This is a genomic window from Planctopirus limnophila DSM 3776 (genome assembly GCF_000092105.1).
Taxonomy (GTDB): domain Bacteria; phylum Planctomycetota; class Planctomycetia; order Planctomycetales; family Planctomycetaceae; genus Planctopirus; species Planctopirus limnophila.
The window spans coordinates 4,271,080-4,287,998 of record NC_014148.1 but is presented as its reverse complement, the minus strand read 5'-3'; the positions used below and the strand labels follow the sequence as shown (position 1 = coordinate 4,287,998).

Here is a 16,919-nt window from a genome sequence, read left to right as displayed (position 1 = left end):
CTGATGAAGCTGGGTTATAACACGAACGGGCTGAGTGATCACCGCTGGGAAGACGCATTGGAACTCATTGCCAAAGCGGGTTATCGCTCCGTGGCGATTACGGTCGATCATCACTGTCTGGATCCTTTTGCTGTCGATTTTCCCCGGCAGCTCGAGCGATATCAGCGGGCACTCAAGAAGCTCGGCCTTTCATGTGTGATTGAAACCGGTGCGCGGTTCCTTCTGGATCCTCTCAAAAAGCATGAGCCGACACTCATCAGCGGTGATGCCAGAGCCCGCCAGCGACGCATTGATTTTTTGAAGCGGGCGATTCACCTCGCCGATGACCTTGAAGCGGATTGCGTCTCGTTCTGGTCGGGAATTCTTCGAGAGCCCTGGCCACGCGAAAAGACGATGGAGATTCTCGCGGAAGGGATTCGCGAAGTCTGCCAGCATGCTGCCCATTACGGGATCAAGCTCGGATTTGAACCTGAACCCGGCATGTTTATCGAAACGATGGCCGACTTTCGCGAACTGGATGAGCGGGTCGGGCAGCCAAATCTCGATTTAACAATCGATGTCGGGCATCTGTACTGCGTGGAGAAGCCTGTGATGAATGCTAAATCCGTGCTTTCAGAATCAACATCGCGATCAGAAGCTGGACAGAAACAGGAGCGTATTACAACTGCCGAGACCTGCTCACTCCGTCGGCGGCAGACCGAACTGCTGGTCATCCCGCATCTATTGGAATGGGGCCCGCGGATCGTGAATGTCCACCTTGAAGACATGCGGCGTGGTGTGCATGAGCACTTGCGTTTTGGAGAAGGTGAAATCGATTTCGCCGCCGTCATGCAGGCCGTTCGCGATATCTCGTATCAGGGCGGCCTGCATGTGGAACTGAGCAGGCACTCTTACATGGCCCCACAGGTGCTGCAGGAATCGTTTGAGTTCCTGAGCCAGTTGTAATCGCATCCTGGAAGTCATACAGCTTCCCAGGAAGCTATTGCGCGTTGCCAGTTGCGAACACAGGCTTGCCCAGAACTGCAAGCATCGCACACAGATCGCTGCCCCCTCAGCGTGGCCCGGCCAACTCGTGCCCAACGAAATGTCACCGGGTTGTCGTGACTTTCCACGACAAAAAGAAGCCGCGCCATGCGTGTGCCCTGCAGAGCATGCACGATGCTTGAGGGTTAACAACTCATCAGGCTCCGGGGATTTTCCAGGTCGCCAGTGGGATGGCCTTCCACAGAATGTAGGCCACTGGTGCGGAGTAAATAATGCTGTCCAGCAAGTCGAGTAAGCCGCCAAATCCGGGGAGCAGTCCTGCGGAATCTTTCTTGCCGACATCCCGTTTGATCAGTGATTCGCAGAGATCTCCAATCAGGCCGACAATCCCGATAATCACACCATAGAGGACTGTCCAGTACCACTCTGGCGGCTGCCATGTCGCATTAAAAAATGGTGTCGCAAAGGTGAGCCATAAGTAAGCCCCCAGTGCTGAGCCCAGGAGTGCACCACCAGCGCCGGCATACGTCTTGCCCGGAGAAAGCAAGGGCACCAGCTTTCTACGTCCAAACAACCGGCCCAGAGTATACGCACCTGCATCGCCGGCTTTCGTCACAATGACCAGCGAGGCCATAACGAGATAACCGGCTTCAGCACCTGCCACCCATCGTAACTGGGCACAGACCCCCAAGAGCACGCCCACATAGCTGACAATCATCAGTTCGGCACCAAGCGTTTCCATACTCTTGCCGGGCTCGCGATACCGATATGCCGAGACAAAGAACATGATCAGAATCGACAGCGAATAGGCCAGCATGACTTGCGCCAGCGTGTTGCCATCATCAGGCACATCGATGGGAAAGATCCTCGATCGACCAAACCAGGCAGCCGATGTCACCAGCATGCTCAGTGCACACACCGTGAATCGATGGGGTGTGAAGTTTCGGGTATGCAGAAGATCGCACAGTTCATCGGCCCCGCGATAAGCCAGCACGCAGCCAAAGACCAGCAGAATAGGTGCTGAGCTCCCGAATGAATGATCGAGTGCGAAGATCCCCGCCAGAAGTGGAATCAGCACGGCAGACATGGCCAGCCGCCATCGAAGCATATTGAGCCCGCAGTTTCCTGAAAGATGGTCCAGCAAAATCGTCTGGCATCATTGTCTCTCAGCCAAACGGCTTCGGATGGCTGATTTCAACAATGATCTTGTGCACGAAAGTTTGCTCCATTCTGCGTCGTTTCGCTACTCTCAACCACTTCGCGAGTCGAAATTGCAGGGAATGTTTCGTCGTCATTTTCTGCATACAACTCTGCCAGGCGTCCGTTTTCACATAGGCCAAAGAGGCTTGCCGTAGCCTGATTTTCTGATCGCGCCGCTTTCGAGGCTGCCTTCTTTCGCCGTCGTCTTGAATTTGGCAAACTTCAGTCACGATTCCGGACAGTACCCATCGCGATTGACTTCCCTGCTGACATGAGGCCCACGATGAAAAACTTAGTTTCCATAAAGCTCGATTTAAAGAACTCTGTTGTTCCTGTGCTGTGGCTGTGTCTCCTGGCGACAGCGGTAGAAAGTGCGGAACCCTTGTCCACAAATTCTCAGGTCGGCACTCAAGAGGCATCCCCAGGTACTCCCGCGATCAACTGGGACGCATATCCCGAATCGACTGCACTCCCTGAACTTTTGAAGCTGAAAAATGGAACGACAGTTAAAACACCTGAGGACTGGATGAAGCGGAGGCGGCCAGAACTCCAGGAACTTATCCAGCGTGAGATGTTCGGGTATTTGCCGGCCGCGCAGCCATTCACAGCTACGGTTACGAAAATGGTTCCCGATGCTCTGGCTGGCAAGGCCACGCTCAAAGAGATCAGCCTCAATTTCACTCAGCTTCCTCCAGAGGCACCCGAGATCCGCCTGGCACTCTGGATTCCCAACCGCCACCCGGCCGGAAAGATCCCGGTCTTCCTGACGCTTAACTATTGCGGTAACGCCAACGTCACAACAGATCCGCAGACGACCATTCATACCGATCGCTATTGCTCGAAGAAAGAATGGATCGGGCAGCGTGGTGGACAGGCCGATTTTTGGTGTGTCGAGCAGGTGATCGACCGAGGTTATGCCTTTGCGACCTACCACGAAAGTGACACGAAAGCCGACAAGAATGAGTGGACCGATGGCCTGTTTCCTTATCTGAAAAGCGACCAGGTTCCCGCAGGCTCACAACCCGCCACAATTGCCCTGTGGGCCTGGGGGCTGCTGCGTTGCGTCGATCAACTGGCTCAGGAACCACAGCTTGATCCGCGGCGTATTTGTCTACTGGGCCATTCCCGCCGAGGGAAAACCGTCCTGTTTGCTGCTGCCATGGATGAACGAATTGCCCTTGTGGTGCCCCATCAATCGGGAACGGGTGGCATGGCTTTGAGCCGGGAGAATAATCAGGAGACTGTCGAACGGATCAATCGAGTGTTCCCCCATTGGTTCTGTGGCGAGTTCAAGAAATTTGGCGGCAACGAGCCACGGATTCCTTTCGATCAGCATGCGGTGGCTTCGCTCGTGGCGCCACGATTACTGCTCGATACGGAAGGTGATCAGGACGCGTGGGCCAACTTCCCGCGATCTCTGGAAACACTTAAGGCAATTGACCCCGTCTGGAAGCTGCTCGGGAAAACCGGCCTGGTCGGATCGGGGCTCATCACTTCAGTCACAGAGATTCAACCTGGCAAAGTGGGCGAACTGCTGCAATTACGGCTGCCAGAAAAGCACACACTCACGAACGAGTTCTGGACCGGCATCCTGAACTATGCGGATCTCATGCTGCCCAAATCGACCACTCCCTGAATTATTCGAGAGGACATCAAGGCCGGCAGCAACCATGATCGCCAGGCGACCGACACGCAGGCTGCCGTCTCAATCGATCTTGTTGAGTGGTTGATCGCCCTTCACTTCTCATGAAGATCTTCTCAGGGAGACTCTTGATGAAGTGCCTGAAGTTCACTTCGCCCAAGATTCTCAAAACTCCAGAAACCAACTCTCAGCGATTGCGAAAATCCCCTTGTTCGTTGCGTTAAACGAAATCATACCAACCGATGGTTCATCCATCAGGCGAGCCATCTCACGTCAAAAGCCCGTCGAATGGCCTCAACCATCACTTCGAGAATGGCTTGCGGCATGTATGTTGCGACATAGACCTCCGCACAATTCGCCTCTCCAGGAGATACCGGATGATTGCTCATGTTGGGTGCATCATCGAGGAGTGGCGATTTTGTTTTGCTTTGATCACTGGAGGTTCAGCATGCACGTTTTCAAGACAATTCTTACGACAGGCTTATCGATTGGCCTCGCAACCACAGCCTTGGCACAGGCCAAGAGCGCTTCAACGCCAGCAAATGTCACTCCTCCGACGAAGAACGTAACCAACGTCGAAACACCGATCGGCAATGTCCAGGTGCAGACTAATACTCCACCGCGGGGTACGACAGCGATTGATCCCAATCAGGTCGATCGGATCCCTGGTAACGTCTACACGCCTGGCGCTCAACTGGTGGCCGGGCAGGAACGACCAGGCGTCAATGCGAGAGCGGTACAACAGCCTGCGATGAATATCGAATCGCATATTCTCAATTGCCTGATTCTCAAAAATCAGGAAGAAGTCGAGTTGAGCAAGTTCATTGAAAACGAACTTCAAAACGAGAAGGTGAAGAAGTTTGCCGAACAGCTTGTGGCCGACCATCAAAAAGCCGTCCAGAAGCTTCAGGCCATGAAAATGACCCAGACCACACAGTCGGAACAACCCCGGCCCGCCACATTTGTGGCGACGGAAGTTGTCACGACTCCCGTTCCTGCGACACCGGCCCAGCGGCGTGTGGAACGCCAGAACGAAAGAACCGAACGTCAGATTGAGCGGACAACGGGAGTCAATGTTGATTTGACACCCAATGGGCCTGCTACCGGACGGCAGGTAGTTGGTTATCGAAATCGAGTTGTGCTTCAGCCGCAGTATGCTGGGAAAACCAGTGAAGGCGACCAGTTTCTGCAGATTCATCAGGAGGCCACTCAGGAATGCCTGAACCTGGCGATCGCCGAGCTGATGGAAGCTAAGGAAAACAAGCAGATCGATGAGGCTTTTCTGGGTATCCAGGCGGGGATGCACATGGGGATGCTGGCACAGCTAACAGTGCTCGAAAAGCATACGACCGGAGAGCTGCAGCAGTTCGTTGTGGAAGCCAAAGCGACCACACAAAAGCATCTGCAGATTGCCAAGAATCTGATGCAGGAAGTGAATCAGAAGTAGCTGCCACAGGGGCTTAAAGGCTCCTGTACTGTTCAGACATTATGATGGGCATCAAGGCTCCCGGTGATTGCAAAATCGCCGGGAGTTATTGTTCGTTGATTATCGAGTCTCAGTGACTTTTCTGCGCTGCCACATGGACCCGCGCCGAATTAAAAGTTGTCGAGGCTGTCGAGCAGGTCGTCGAGATTGTCGCGAGGAGACTGGGCTTTTCCTTCCTGTCGCTTGGGGATGCCCACCTTCATACCGACCGCTTCTCGACCATCGGCCACAAGTTCCTGATCGCGTTCTTTGACAGCCATTTCGAGGGCCGATTCGGCGGAATCGTTCCCTCCGCCAAAGAGCTTCGACAGATCGACCTTGAAAGCTGCAGGGCCGTCACCATCGGCACCGGCGATCGCCGCTGTCTTGTGTTCAGGAAAGATAATCGCATTGGCGGGGCAAACTCTGCTGCAAGCCGGACAACCTTTTTTGCAGCTATCCTGCTGCTCAACGAGAATCCGGTCGAGCGCATCCACGCCATAGACACCAAAGAGGCAAAAGTCGATGCACTCCATGCAGTTGGTACAGCGGCTGTAATCAATCACGGGATACCAGCGCCGCTTTGTCAGCTCTTCGGTTCCTACATGAACGGGTATTGGTAATGAGACGGAACCATTCGCCTCGGAACTGCCGTTGGCCATGGAATGAACTGGCGGATTGATGACAGGCAAATCCACAGAAGCCTTTAGAGGCGTTGCTTTTGAGGGAAACGATAATCCCAATGAAACCACAGGGACGGCCATCTCGGCGGCAATCCGCTGGATTTCTTCGACGTAGGCCGCAGCATCTGACCGGACTCTCAAGTCGATGGACCAGATGGTGCGAGACGACTTTCCATGAGTTTCGGCGGCAGTTTCGGAATGGGCTCCGTTCATTTCTGCCAGAATCTTTGCCGAGTCGTCATCGGCTTCCGATTCGTCGTCGTCTTCATCAACAAGACGGGTATTCCCCAGTCGTCCCTCAATTTTCTGACGATCCAGAACCCAGTGGGCCGCTCGTGGATAGAGCCACGAAAGAATCACAAAGTGGCCCGGGAGCGACCGCAAAAACATCAATCCCGTATGATCGGCAGGGAGATCGTACAGGTGAGGAATGACCGAGACATCGACCTGACCACCCAGCATAAGCTGGACAGCGATGTCTTCTTCCAGGGCTCTTTTGACCGGGTTTTTGCCCGGTGCCTGTGAGATCACGACTGTCAGTTTTCCTGAAGCCATATCACTTCTCCGACATGCGACTGTCTGGCCATCAAGATCGTGTGCACAGCCTGATCGTTAAGCTGCATCACGGTTGAGATCTGCGATGTTTTATGGAAATAGTCGCTCTAAACCTTCGAAATTGAAGCGTTGAGAGTACTCGCCATCTTTGGAAATTCTCGACTCATTGATCATGTCGAACCACTCCACCAATGGCAATTCGACGCTGTATCCTTTTCCGACACTGATTCGTTTCCACCCACAACTCACCAGACGAATTGGTGATCACTGATTCATCTGCCCCTTGATGATGGCCTGCGTTTTTTCCCAACTCGCAGCGAGGACATCCATATATTCGGCAGCACTCAATAAGCTGGCTGTGGTTCGCAGTTCATAGAGCCAGCCTTCGCCATAAGAATCGGCGTTAATGGCACTGGGATCAGCTGCCACGACGGGGTTGATTCGCAGAATCTCGCCCGCTTCTGCCGAGTACATGGTACTCAGAGCTTTGGAACTCTCGATCTCGCCGATCTCGGCTTTTCTACCAACCATCGCCCCATCACTGATGGACCAGTCGAGAAAATAGACATCCTGCAGGAGTCGGACGGCATAAGCTGTAAACCCGACACGATAAACCCTAGGCTCGATTGCCTGCAGCCAGAAATGTGTGGCCACATAGTTGCGGTCGGTCGGTATCCGGGCCGGAAACTGCCCCATCATGAATGTCAATTCGTCCGACATGGCGAGCCTTTGCGAGTCGTGTGCGCTGCTGTGGAATCAAGGCCGGAGAACCGTGTGGGTGGGGAGTTGTTGGTTGTCGGTTGGAATTTCCTGCTGGACAGTGATTCCCAAGTCTTTCCAACCACCAACCCACAACCATCCTCGCGCAGCAAAACGCCTTGAAGGCACGAACCTTCAAGGCGCAGTGATGAATTGCGAAATCCTGTTTCAGCCTACTTGTTGAAGCTGGCCACAGGAACCTTGATCGCACCGAGATCGTTAGCACCTGCCTTGAGAGTCATTTTTGCAGGCTTTTGCACATAGCCAGATCGTTCCTGCCACATCCGGACTTCAATTTCTTCACCGGCTGGGAGGTTTTCAATGGTGAACTTGCCATCAGCCCCGGTCACAGCGAAGTAAGGGTGATCGCAGACCATCCAGTGGCCGAGCATCCAGGGATGGATGTCACAAGTCACTTTGAATGGGACTCGTTCCTGTTCAGTTCCCTTGAGTGGTACGCCGGTCTTGTTCCCTGGCTGAACGAGAAAATTCACAGCAGTATTCTTTGTTGAATAGGTGTGCACGTTATGGGCGACGGCGTCGGTGTTCAGCACCTTAATCGGCTGGCCCGTCTGCACGGCAATCACGCGGGGAACAAACAGACAAGTCTGATTATCAAATTCGACAGTGGCGGTCTTGCCTGCCTTGAGGTCGGGATGGATCGACTTGGGAGCCTTGGTGAGATAGATCACCACATTCGCAATCCCTTTGCTGGCAGGATCCACCACCAGACTCTGATCAAGCAAATCTTCCTTGGCGCAGACGGCAGCATCGCGAACTGTGGAGTCGCCTTTGCGAACCAGCACTTTTGCATCAGGAACAGCACCATCCAGCACAATCTGACCACTCAAAGTTCCCCAGTCGGCTGCAGCAGCCCCCGTGGTCACGGCGAGGCAGGCTGTGGCACTGATTGCAAAACAGGCGAATGATCTGAATAAGGTCTTCATGGCGCAATCCTCGGAAAAAAATCTGGTACGCAGGGCAGGTTGTGGGTGAGAACGATCTTCTCATCGGTGAGAATCTTAGAGTAAACCAGCCACATGGCTTGGGCAAGCGGTTCTGCAGCTTCGAGAGGCTGAACAGATCAAATTTTATCAGAATGATCTTGTCTGAACCACAAATTGAGTTTTTTCACGTCGAAAATGAGAGTGACCCGGCAATCATGGGGGTTGCCGGGTCACTCTCGATGTTCAAAAGCTGGTTCTAGCAATTAAAAGTGAATGGCTCGTCCATCCACGGCCAGCGCCGCTTCTTTGACGATTTCGGCCAGTGTCGGGTGAGCATGTGAAGTCCGGGCGATGTCTTCGCTCGAAGCCCCGAATTCGATCGCCAGAGCCGCTTCAGCAATCAGATCGCCAGCATGTGCCCCAATGATGTGGACACCCAGCACGCGGTCGGTTTCGGCATGTGCCAGAACCTTGGCGCGGCCCTCATTTGCGGCAATCGCTTTGGCACGTCCATTCGCCATGTAAGGGAAGCTTCCCTTCTTGTAGGGCACACCGGCTTCTTTGAGCTGGTCTTCTGTCTTGCCCACGCTGGCAATCTCAGGATGGGTATAGACAATGGCGGGAATGGCATCGTAATTGACGTGGCAATGACCCCAGACAATCCCTTCGGCAACGGCCATCCCTTCCTCTTCGGCTTTGTGAGCCAGCATGGCACCACCAATCACGTCGCCAATCGCGTAAATGCCCGGGATTGTCGTCTGGAAGTGCTGATCGACCTGAATGCGGCCACGGTTGTCGTAAGCCACATGCACTCCATCGAGATTCAGGTTCTCGGTGTTCGGGATGCGGCCCACAGCGAGGAGCACACGATCGGCGGTGATCGGCTCGGCACCTTCACAAGTCACCACGCACTTTTTGCCCGAAACCTTGGCGCCGGTCACTTTCATCCCCAGGCGGAACTCAATCCCTTGCTTGGTGAAGATCTTCTGAGCTTCGGTGGCAATTTCGCTGTCCATGCCGGGAAGAATCCGGTCGAGGTATTCCAGCACAATCACTTTGGCACCCAGCCGGCTCCAGACGCAACCCAGCTCGAGGCCAATCACCCCCGCACCAATGACCACCATAGTTCCAGGAACTTCCGGGAAGGCGAGAGCCTCGGTGCTTGTGCCAATTCGTTCGTTATCGACTTCCACACCTTTGAGCGGGGCGGATTTGCTGCCTGTGGCAATGACGATGTTCTTGCAGACGATCTCTTCGGGTTGAGCCCCTTCGACCAGGACTTTACCTGGGGCGACAATCTTGCCGTGGCCCAGGTAGCGGGTGATTTTGTTCTTGCGGAAGAGGCCGTCAATTCCTTTGGTCAACTGGGAGACAATGCCATCCTTGCGCTTGAGCATGGCAGGCAGGTCGAGCTTTACGGAGTCGGCATTGATGGAAACACCATGCTCAGCCAGATGATTCTTGGCCATCTGGAAGAGTTCGCTCGATTCGAGCATGGCTTTGCTGGGGATACAGCCCACGCGCAGACAGGTGCCCCCTAAAGCTGATTCTTTCTCAATGCAGGCCACATTGAGGCCCAACTGTGCTGCACGAATGGCAGCGACATAACCTCCGGGGCCACCACCAATTACGACCAGATCATGCTCTTTCATTGACGCCGTCTTTCCCGATATCGACATTTTTATGACTTGGTTATCCAGCTCTCTCTCGATTGTGGGGGGGCAACGGACGAATTGCAAACCGGCAGCGTTGATCAAGTGGCCAGAAGCCCTTTTTTCTCGTTTTCAGGGCAAGTTCTGGAGTTTGCAGGCTGGTAAAAGAAAACAGGCTCTGGAGGCGAATCGCTACTTCCAGAGCCTGCAAAAGGGAAGAATCGTCAGTTTCCACTGGGTTTGCCAGCAAACATCGCGTGATCGCGTTGTCCCTTGGAGAGGATATAGGCAATCAGATCGGCAGCTTCTTCGACATTACAGGTGTTGATCAGACCCGCCGGCATCATCGAGATTTTCGACGGGACAATCTCTTCAATATCTGCCCGTTTGACACCCGTCTGGTTGTTCGGCTCCAGCATATTGGTCATCACCTGGAACGACTCTCCATTGTGATTCGCAATGCGACCACTGATGGAGCGTCCGTCGTTGAGGACAATTGTGACCGCTTCATACTGATCGCTGATGGCCTTGCTCGGTTCGATGATGGACTCCAGCAGATCTTTGGCACTGAACCGGCCTCCTGCCATTGTCAGATCCGGGCCATAAGCACCACCCTCACCCTCGAAACGATGGCAGGCGAAGCAGCTGGTGCCAGCAAACAGCTCGCGACCTTTGTCAAAACTGCGTGCGGTGAGTTTTTCGCTGACAAGTGGTGCCAGCTCTGCCACTGACCACTCCTTCACGAAGGCCCGCGGTGGAACTACAGCCGGTGGAGCTTCTGTCGGTGTGGCATCGAGAATCGGCTTCAATTGAGTTCGCTCAGCATCGGTCAATGTGGCTTCGGCATCCTTCCGAATGTTCTCGACAAACTTCGAGAAACTGGCACCACCCCGATACCCGGCCGCTTTGCCAAACCACTTGAAGTAGCTCTCTCGCAATGGTGTCGTCCAACCCTCTTTCAGCACACGCAGAGCGCGGGCATACTCGATCTGTTCTTCCTGAGTGCGGGCTGTCCCCAGAGCGGCCACAATCTTGTTGGCGGCCTGTGGCGACTGCAGATAGACGAGCAGGTTCGCCAACTCGGCATCAAGAGGCTTAAAGCCCGAGGGAAATGCTGGCTCAAGCCGCTTCAAGACCTGTTCTCGAACATTCTCGCTGGGGTAACCATACCTGTTAAAAAGAATCTCATACACCCGGCAGAGATCAACTTTCTGCTCGTTCGAAAGTCGATCCCAGGAGATTCGATCGAGTGCGGCGGCGATCTGCTCGCCCAATGGCTTGTTGACGGGGGCATCGCTTTCTTTGCGATGGAATGGATCAATCCCGCCCGCCCTTGTGAGAGCTAAAAGAGCTGGGATTGCAGAAGATGGTGAATTCTCGGCGAGCGCCAGCTCCTGCCAGCTTTCCAGTGGCTGATGTTCAATCGCAACTCGTGCAGCCCAGCGGATGGCCCGGTCTTCACTGGCCAGATGAGGCCAGGCGGTTTTCACAGTCTCTGCATCGACTTTGCCATGCAGCGCTTCGAGGCTTTTTCGAAGTTGCCGCTGGGCCAGGGCATCATCCTGGACGGTGGCAGTGACGGGAGCCGTTGAATCTTTGCCGACATATGTGACGCGGTACAACCCCGATTGTGTCTTGCGGCCGCCAATGGTGAAGTACATGGCTCCGTCATGTGGATTGATGAGGACATCGGTCAGCGGGAGTGGTGAGCCAGCCACCAGTTCATCGAGCTTACCTGCATAACTGGCACCCTTCGTTGAGAGATGCACTGCATAGAGCTTTCCATAGCTCCAGTCGCAAATGAAGAGTGCTTTCTGGTAGTCAGCCGGGAACTTGGCTCCCTGGCCACTGCAAACACCCGTGGGTGAACCAGGGCCGATATTGACGACAGAGCCAAGGCTATCGGGATAGTAAGCTGGCCATTTTCCCGCACCATTGCGCCATCCGAATTCGGCACCACTGACGGCATGGCAAACTCGTGTGGGGCGATACCATGGGGTGTTCCAGTCCCATTCCATATCGGCATCATAAGTGAAGAGTTCCCCATCCTGGTTGTAAGCGGCATCGTACTGGTTGCGATAACCGGTCGATTGCAATGTCCAGGTCTTTCCATCGGGACTAACTTCATAGATGCTCCCGCCGGGGCCCATCACACCTTTCATGAAGCCGCGACCATCCGGCATGCGGGGCAACAGATGATCTTCACCCCACAGACGAGGAACTTTTGAACTGGCCAGCTCAGGCAAAACCGGCACCTGATTGCCAATCAAAACCGTCAACGATTTGCCATCCGGCGCGAGCAGCACGGCATGCGGGCCATGCTCACCAGCTTTGGGGAAGGTGCGAATCTTCTCAACTGTATCGAGCTTGTCGTCGTGATTGGCGTCGGTCACCCGGTAGAAGCCACTTTCGTATTTGCCCCCTGAGTTCACGACGACATACAGGCTGTCAAACGCCCAGAGCAGCCCCTGTGCTTCGCCCAGCGGAATATCGATCTTTTCGATTTGCACCTTATCGGTAGCGGATGTTTCGTTGCTTTTGGAACCTTCCGAGCTTCCTACCGGCGGGACGGTCACACGGTACAACCCGCCGTACTGATCGCAGACGATCAACCGCCCTTTGGGATCAGTACACATGCTGACCCACGAGCCCAATTGCTCTTTGGGAACCGAATAGAGCAGTTCGACTTTGAAGCCGGGCTTCACCTTGAGCGAGGCGACAGGAGTGGCTCCATCGATGGCGAAAGCAGTGGAATTCGTGGAAGCTGCCAAGAGAGTGAGGCAGGTGGCGGCCAGCCAGAGGGCATTTTGTCTCATCGAGAATGGTAAGCCTGTGCCCCACAATTCTGCGGGAAGATCGGTCGCCGGTGGGCTTTGACCTGGTTCGCGGGAAGATCGCAGAGACTGGCAGAGAATCCCCCAGAATTGAAGAGTTTTTGTCTTCCATGAAGAACCGTCCGCGGGAGTGCCAAGAGGGTTGGCTAACACTTTTTCTGTCATGCTATCGATCTCGAATCTTCTAAAGATGAATGTGAGAAGCCACATCAACATATTCACAGTGGTTTACATGTTATAGCCTGATGTGGAACCGGGAGCGAGTACAAAAGTCGTCGTGCGCGTGCCGATGGTGGGCGCTGGAATTGGCTGACAAATCTCGATTCGACGAACTGGAGAGCTACGGAATTAGGGTAAATCTGGTAGAAAAGATGTTTGTTGTTCACTCGGTCGCGAGGAGCAGCGACAAGACGCGGGCGGTGGGTTTCTGAACAGGAAAGTAATCATGCGATTCGGACGCTCATTTCAGGATGTCACCTGGCTGCAGCGAGGATTTCAGGCGAGACTCTTCCGCTGGGTTGGCGTACTCGTGGTGATCCTGGTGGTCTCCCAGATCATGTGGTCCGCCACGCGCAAGTCTGCCGATCCTGCGGCGACACTCAAATCCACCGCGGAAGACCGGCGTGTGGTGCTCGAAAGCAACGAGCAGTTACCGCCCGAAGTCGTCAAGATTCTTCCGGAAGCCACCACCGCTGCACCTTCGACTCCTAGAAGTTCGATCACTGAGGAAGGGCTGCCCGATGTCTCGTTAGGTTCTCCAACAGATACTGTAAGGTCTGGTACTACGGCAACGTCTGGTGGTGCTGGGCCAGCTGATGGTGCCACCACGCCGAACATGCTCGCAGGCGCTGGCAATCAACAAAGTCCGCCGGCGTCCGTGGATGTTTTTGCCGAAACGGCGATTGATCCGATCATTCTGCGCGACGTGGTGGATAACACACTGGGTGTGAGAATTTCCGAAGCGGATGCATTTTATCGTCTGCTTTCCCATGCGAGGTTGCTCCCGGCGGAATATCTGACGAAAGCTGCCCGTCATGATCTGACTTGGGATAATCTCATGGCTGATCCCAAAGTGCATCGCGGTGAACTGGTCGAGATTCGTGGTGATTTACGGCGACTTTCCAAGATCCAGGCCTCGCAGAATTCCTATGGGGTGGTCGAATACTACGAAGCCTGGATTTTTACAGCCGACTCCAGCAGTTTTCCCTGGCGAGTTGTGACGGCTCAGATCGATCCCGATTTGAAACTGGGAGATCAACAGATGACTCCTGTGCGAGTAGCGGGCTATTTTTTCAAGCGGGAAGGGTACGATGCCGCTGGTGGTTTGAGAGTGACACCGCTTTTAATTGGCAAACGGCTGGATCTGGTGCGTGCGACATCGGTGCCACCGACGGATATGACATCGTTCTTCTATCTGGCGGCTGTGATTGGTCTGGTGCTGCTGGCGGTTCTGGCAATGCTCGGTTCTATCAGTTACAGCGATATGAAGTACCAGCGCGAAGTGCTGATGACTCGCCATGAATCATCAAGAGAAGCCCTGGAGTCGATCCCGCCAGTGAATCTTCCTTCGGTCTTTGAGCAGCTCGAACAGATTTCGTCACAAGAGATCAAGGAAGATCTTCCCGATCTCGATGAAATGACCTCTTCCCGACGAAATGGTGCAGCCCCTTGAAATTGAGTATATGCCGATCATCGAATGTTCCTGCTGCAATGGCCATACGCTGTCGAATTGTCGATCAGGAATGGCAATAATCTTCGCTCCCCACGCTTGCACTCCAGATCAAAGTTATTGATTTTAAGCAACATGCACTCGGCTGCTGTTCAATTCTGATGTCGCTCCATGAATTGATGATTGATGAGCAGTTCGTTGGATCGACTGAAAATCGCAGGTTTGCTTCTAAGGATGTTTCATGACTCACCCGGCCACCACGGCAACTCGTGGCGGACATGTACCGCCCTTCTCGACGCCTCCCAGTGCTCCTGCGATCTACATGACCACGGCGTTTGATTTGCCGGGACTGGCCGAGTTTGAAGAGGTGCTGGCAGGCCGGGAACCTGGCTACTTCTATACGCGGGTTGAGAATCCCAACCATGAGGCATTTACGCATGATGTCGCCCGGCTGGAAGGCTTTGAACATGGCGTGGCGTGTGCTTCGGGGATGGGGGCTCTTTCCGCAGCAGTTCTCAGCGTTGTGAAAACTGGCGATCACATTGTTTGTGCAAGGGCGATTTACGGCAGTACCCATCAATTCCTGCTGCAACTGCAGGCCAGCTTTCAGGTGAATGTCACCTTTGTGGATCTCAATGATCTGGAATCGGTGCGCAAGGCCATTCGACCCAGCACGAAGATGATGATCTGCGAATCGGTCTCGAACCCGCTGCTCGAAGTGACCGATCTGCAGGCTTTGCGGCAGATCGCAGGCAGCTCGATCACGTTGCTGGTAGATAACACATTCGCCACACCCTGTGGCATCCGCCCGAAAGATTACGGGGCAGATATCGTCTGGCACAGTGCTTCCAAGTATCTCAACGGGCATGGCGATGTCATGCTGGGAGTGATCGTTGGTGGCGAAGAAGCGATGCGCAAAGCCCGCACCTCGATGCTGCTCTACGGGCTGAATGCGAATCCGATGGAATGCTGGCTGGCGACTCGAGGCCTGCGAACTTTACCACTGCGCATGGCCCGGGTAACACAAACGGCCCAGCAGTTGGCCCATTGGCTGGCCACTCATCCCCGCGTGAAAAAGGTCTTCTATCCCGGCCTTACCAGCCACTCCACACATCAGCTCGCTCAAAAGTATCTGCAAGATCGCTTTGGTGGGATGATTTCTATCGAAATTGAAGGGGGTGTCAGCGAGATCGATGCGATCTTCCACAAGCTGGCTCCTGCGATTCCCTTCTCACCCACGCTGGCTGATGCCCGCACCACTGTCTCTTATCCGGCGGGAACATCTCATAAGTTCATGGCTGCCAAAGATCGCGAAGCCTGCGGCGTGACCGCAGGGATCTTCCGCCTCTCGGTGGGTCTCGAAGACTTTGAAGATCTAAAGCAAGAACTCGACCGGGCACTGGCGCCTACCGGGTGATTCTGACTCAGAAAATCTTTAGCGATGGCTTGAACGCGCTTACCGCCGGATGGGCATGGTTTCGTCTGTCCAGTTGACAGAGGTGGGACCGAGTTCTGCAGCGCGTTCGAGGGCTGAGTTGTTCCCTTGGGGGAGTTCGGGCAAAGCTAACTCACCAGCCGAATAATCGGGGCGCTGTGTCTGCTGGGAGTTGGTGAAAGATGCTGGTGTTTCCCGACGGGAACGAGTCGAGGCCAGACCAGCCGCTTCAGAAAATGCATGAGTCGCCGAGATCGTGGTGCCTGCATGATCGGTGTATGAGGCATCAATCAGGATCGATTGCGGATCGATTGCCTGCTGAGAACGGAGAGTGATCTGGTAGCCACTCCCCAGAAATCCGCTGTACCAGTATCGAGCCAGGTGAGGGCCTTCGGCGTACCAGCGGGCGACGACAGCGTTCGTATTCACATCACGGGCAATCACTTCGAGCTGACCATCAACGGTGGTTGGTTGCAGGCTGGCATCGCGAGGAGTGACAAACGCCACAATCGTCTCTGATCCCGCGGTCTGATCGTCATCCTGCAGGGCGGTGAGACGTGTGTGAAACTCGAGCTTCTGGGGCGGGGCGGTGTTTTTGGTCGATTTGGCCATTTGAGCTTCAGTGGCCGCTGAGTTCATGCGGGCAATTTTATCGTTGGCAGATCTTAACTCGTCACGAGCTGCGATGAGATCCGTTTCCAGTCGATGAATCTGCGAATTGGTCTGCCGCAGCTTGGCCGAGAGCAGGTCGGATTGCTGGCGACCGACAGCGCAGCCGCCCAGAGCCAGACACCCCACGAGTGTTGACCAGAAGCCGAGCAGTGTCCATCGCTTGAGAATGTGCACGATTCGCCCATCCTTGGGAGACGATTCAGCCAGGATACTGAATCGATTACAGTGCGAACCTTAGTTGATTTGACGAAAAATCGGCAACGGCAGTTTCGTCTTGTGATGCGTTTCTCAGAAAGTAATTGAGTGCTTTTGATGGCGAAAACATGCTTGCCCAGAGCTGCAAGCATGGCACGCCGAACGATCTGATTTCATAAAAGGTGTATGGAGAGGGAGTTCGGCAGGCGGGAGCCTACCCTACGAAG

General features: G+C 54.4%; 12 protein-coding genes. 5 read left to right on the top strand and 7 right to left on the bottom strand.

Going from position 1 to position 16,919, the window contains the following annotated elements; translation table 11 throughout:
• The first annotated feature begins 3 nt into the window (after positions 1-3).
• Positions 4-945 carry a sugar phosphate isomerase/epimerase family protein gene (locus tag PLIM_RS23150; RefSeq protein WP_013111560.1) on the top strand — a complete coding sequence of 314 codons (942 nt, stop codon included), beginning with the start codon at positions 4-6 and terminating at the stop codon, positions 943-945.
• A 235-nt stretch (positions 946-1,180) separates the two neighbouring features.
• On the opposite strand, the gene PLIM_RS17050 is transcribed toward PLIM_RS23150, so the two are convergent.
• Positions 1,181-2,071: a phosphatidate cytidylyltransferase gene (locus tag PLIM_RS17050; RefSeq protein WP_230849333.1), complete on the bottom strand. Its 891-nt coding sequence runs from the start codon at positions 2,069-2,071 to the stop codon at positions 1,181-1,183.
• Positions 2,072-2,467: 396 nt separating this feature from the next.
• On the opposite strand from PLIM_RS17050, the gene PLIM_RS17040 reads away from it, so the two are divergent.
• Both PLIM_RS17040 and PLIM_RS17035 read left to right on the top strand, forming a co-directional pair.
• Positions 2,468-3,820, top strand: coding sequence for a glucuronyl esterase domain-containing protein (locus PLIM_RS17040; RefSeq protein ID WP_013111558.1), 1,353 nt, complete (start codon positions 2,468-2,470; stop codon positions 3,818-3,820).
• A 454-nt stretch (positions 3,821-4,274) separates the two neighbouring features.
• On the top strand, positions 4,275-5,273 hold the full coding sequence (locus PLIM_RS17035; protein ID WP_013111557.1) for a DUF4142 domain-containing protein: 999 nt from the start codon (positions 4,275-4,277) through the stop codon (positions 5,271-5,273).
• Positions 5,274-5,422: 149 nt separating this feature from the next.
• Here the strand turns inward: PLIM_RS17035 and PLIM_RS17030 are convergent, their stop codons facing one another.
• The 5 genes from PLIM_RS17030 to PLIM_RS17000 all read right to left on the bottom strand — a co-directional run bounded on the left by PLIM_RS17030 (position 5,423) and on the right by PLIM_RS17000 (position 12,886).
• Complete coding sequence (locus tag PLIM_RS17030; protein WP_013111556.1) at positions 5,423-6,529, bottom strand: ATP-binding protein; 1,107 nt, start codon at positions 6,527-6,529, stop codon at positions 5,423-5,425.
• Positions 6,530-6,793: 264 nt separating this feature from the next.
• Entirely contained in the window at positions 6,794-7,249 is a 456-nt protein-coding gene (locus PLIM_RS17025) for a glycine cleavage system protein H (protein WP_013111555.1), read from the bottom strand.
• Positions 7,250-7,461: 212 nt separating this feature from the next.
• Positions 7,462-8,235, bottom strand: a complete 774-nt coding sequence (locus tag PLIM_RS17020) for a cupredoxin domain-containing protein (protein ID WP_013111554.1) — start codon at positions 8,233-8,235, stop codon at positions 7,462-7,464.
• Between the two features lie 263 nt (positions 8,236-8,498).
• The gene (gene lpdA / locus PLIM_RS17010; protein ID WP_013111553.1) at positions 8,499-9,887 is read right to left on the bottom strand and encodes a dihydrolipoyl dehydrogenase; all 1,389 of its coding nucleotides are present in this window, start codon (positions 9,885-9,887) and stop codon (positions 8,499-8,501) included.
• Between the two features lie 224 nt (positions 9,888-10,111).
• Entirely contained in the window at positions 10,112-12,886 is a 2,775-nt protein-coding gene (locus PLIM_RS17000) for a c-type cytochrome (protein WP_013111552.1), read from the bottom strand.
• A 280-nt stretch (positions 12,887-13,166) separates the two neighbouring features.
• On the opposite strand from PLIM_RS17000, the gene PLIM_RS16995 reads away from it, so the two are divergent.
• Positions 13,167-14,393: a hypothetical protein gene (locus tag PLIM_RS16995; RefSeq protein ID WP_013111551.1), complete on the top strand. Its 1,227-nt coding sequence runs from the start codon at positions 13,167-13,169 to the stop codon at positions 14,391-14,393.
• Between the two features lie 238 nt (positions 14,394-14,631).
• Entirely contained in the window at positions 14,632-15,807 is a 1,176-nt protein-coding gene (locus PLIM_RS16990; protein WP_013111550.1) for a trans-sulfuration enzyme family protein, read from the top strand.
• 39 nt (positions 15,808-15,846) lie between these two features.
• Here PLIM_RS16990 and PLIM_RS16985 read toward each other — a convergent pair whose 3' ends face one another.
• Positions 15,847-16,671 (bottom strand): hypothetical protein, encoded by an 825-nt coding sequence (locus PLIM_RS16985; protein ID WP_013111549.1) that lies wholly within the window; start codon positions 16,669-16,671, stop codon positions 15,847-15,849.
• Positions 16,672-16,919: the final 248 nt, after the last annotated feature.

What these genes read in the sequence shown, in the direction of transcription:
- PLIM_RS23150 (WP_013111560.1), top strand. Translation starts at nt 4, where the DNA reads ATGAAGCTGGGTTATAACACGAACGGGCTGAGTGATCACCGCTGGGAA.
- PLIM_RS17050 (WP_230849333.1), bottom strand. Translation starts at nt 2,071, where the DNA reads ATGTCTGCCGTGCTGATTCCACTTCTGGCGGGGATCTTCGCACTCGAT.
- PLIM_RS17040 (WP_013111558.1), top strand. Translation starts at nt 2,468, where the DNA reads ATGAAAAACTTAGTTTCCATAAAGCTCGATTTAAAGAACTCTGTTGTT.
- PLIM_RS17035 (WP_013111557.1), top strand. Translation starts at nt 4,275, where the DNA reads ATGCACGTTTTCAAGACAATTCTTACGACAGGCTTATCGATTGGCCTC.
- PLIM_RS17030 (WP_013111556.1), bottom strand. Translation starts at nt 6,529, where the DNA reads ATGGCTTCAGGAAAACTGACAGTCGTGATCTCACAGGCACCGGGCAAA.
- PLIM_RS17025 (WP_013111555.1), bottom strand. Translation starts at nt 7,249, where the DNA reads ATGTCGGACGAATTGACATTCATGATGGGGCAGTTTCCGGCCCGGATA.
- PLIM_RS17020 (WP_013111554.1), bottom strand. Translation starts at nt 8,235, where the DNA reads ATGAAGACCTTATTCAGATCATTCGCCTGTTTTGCAATCAGTGCCACA.
- lpdA (WP_013111553.1), bottom strand. Translation starts at nt 9,887, where the DNA reads ATGAAAGAGCATGATCTGGTCGTAATTGGTGGTGGCCCCGGAGGTTAT.
- PLIM_RS17000 (WP_013111552.1), bottom strand. Translation starts at nt 12,886, where the DNA reads ATGACAGAAAAAGTGTTAGCCAACCCTCTTGGCACTCCCGCGGACGGT.
- PLIM_RS16995 (WP_013111551.1), top strand. Translation starts at nt 13,167, where the DNA reads ATGCGATTCGGACGCTCATTTCAGGATGTCACCTGGCTGCAGCGAGGA.
- PLIM_RS16990 (WP_013111550.1), top strand. Translation starts at nt 14,632, where the DNA reads ATGACTCACCCGGCCACCACGGCAACTCGTGGCGGACATGTACCGCCC.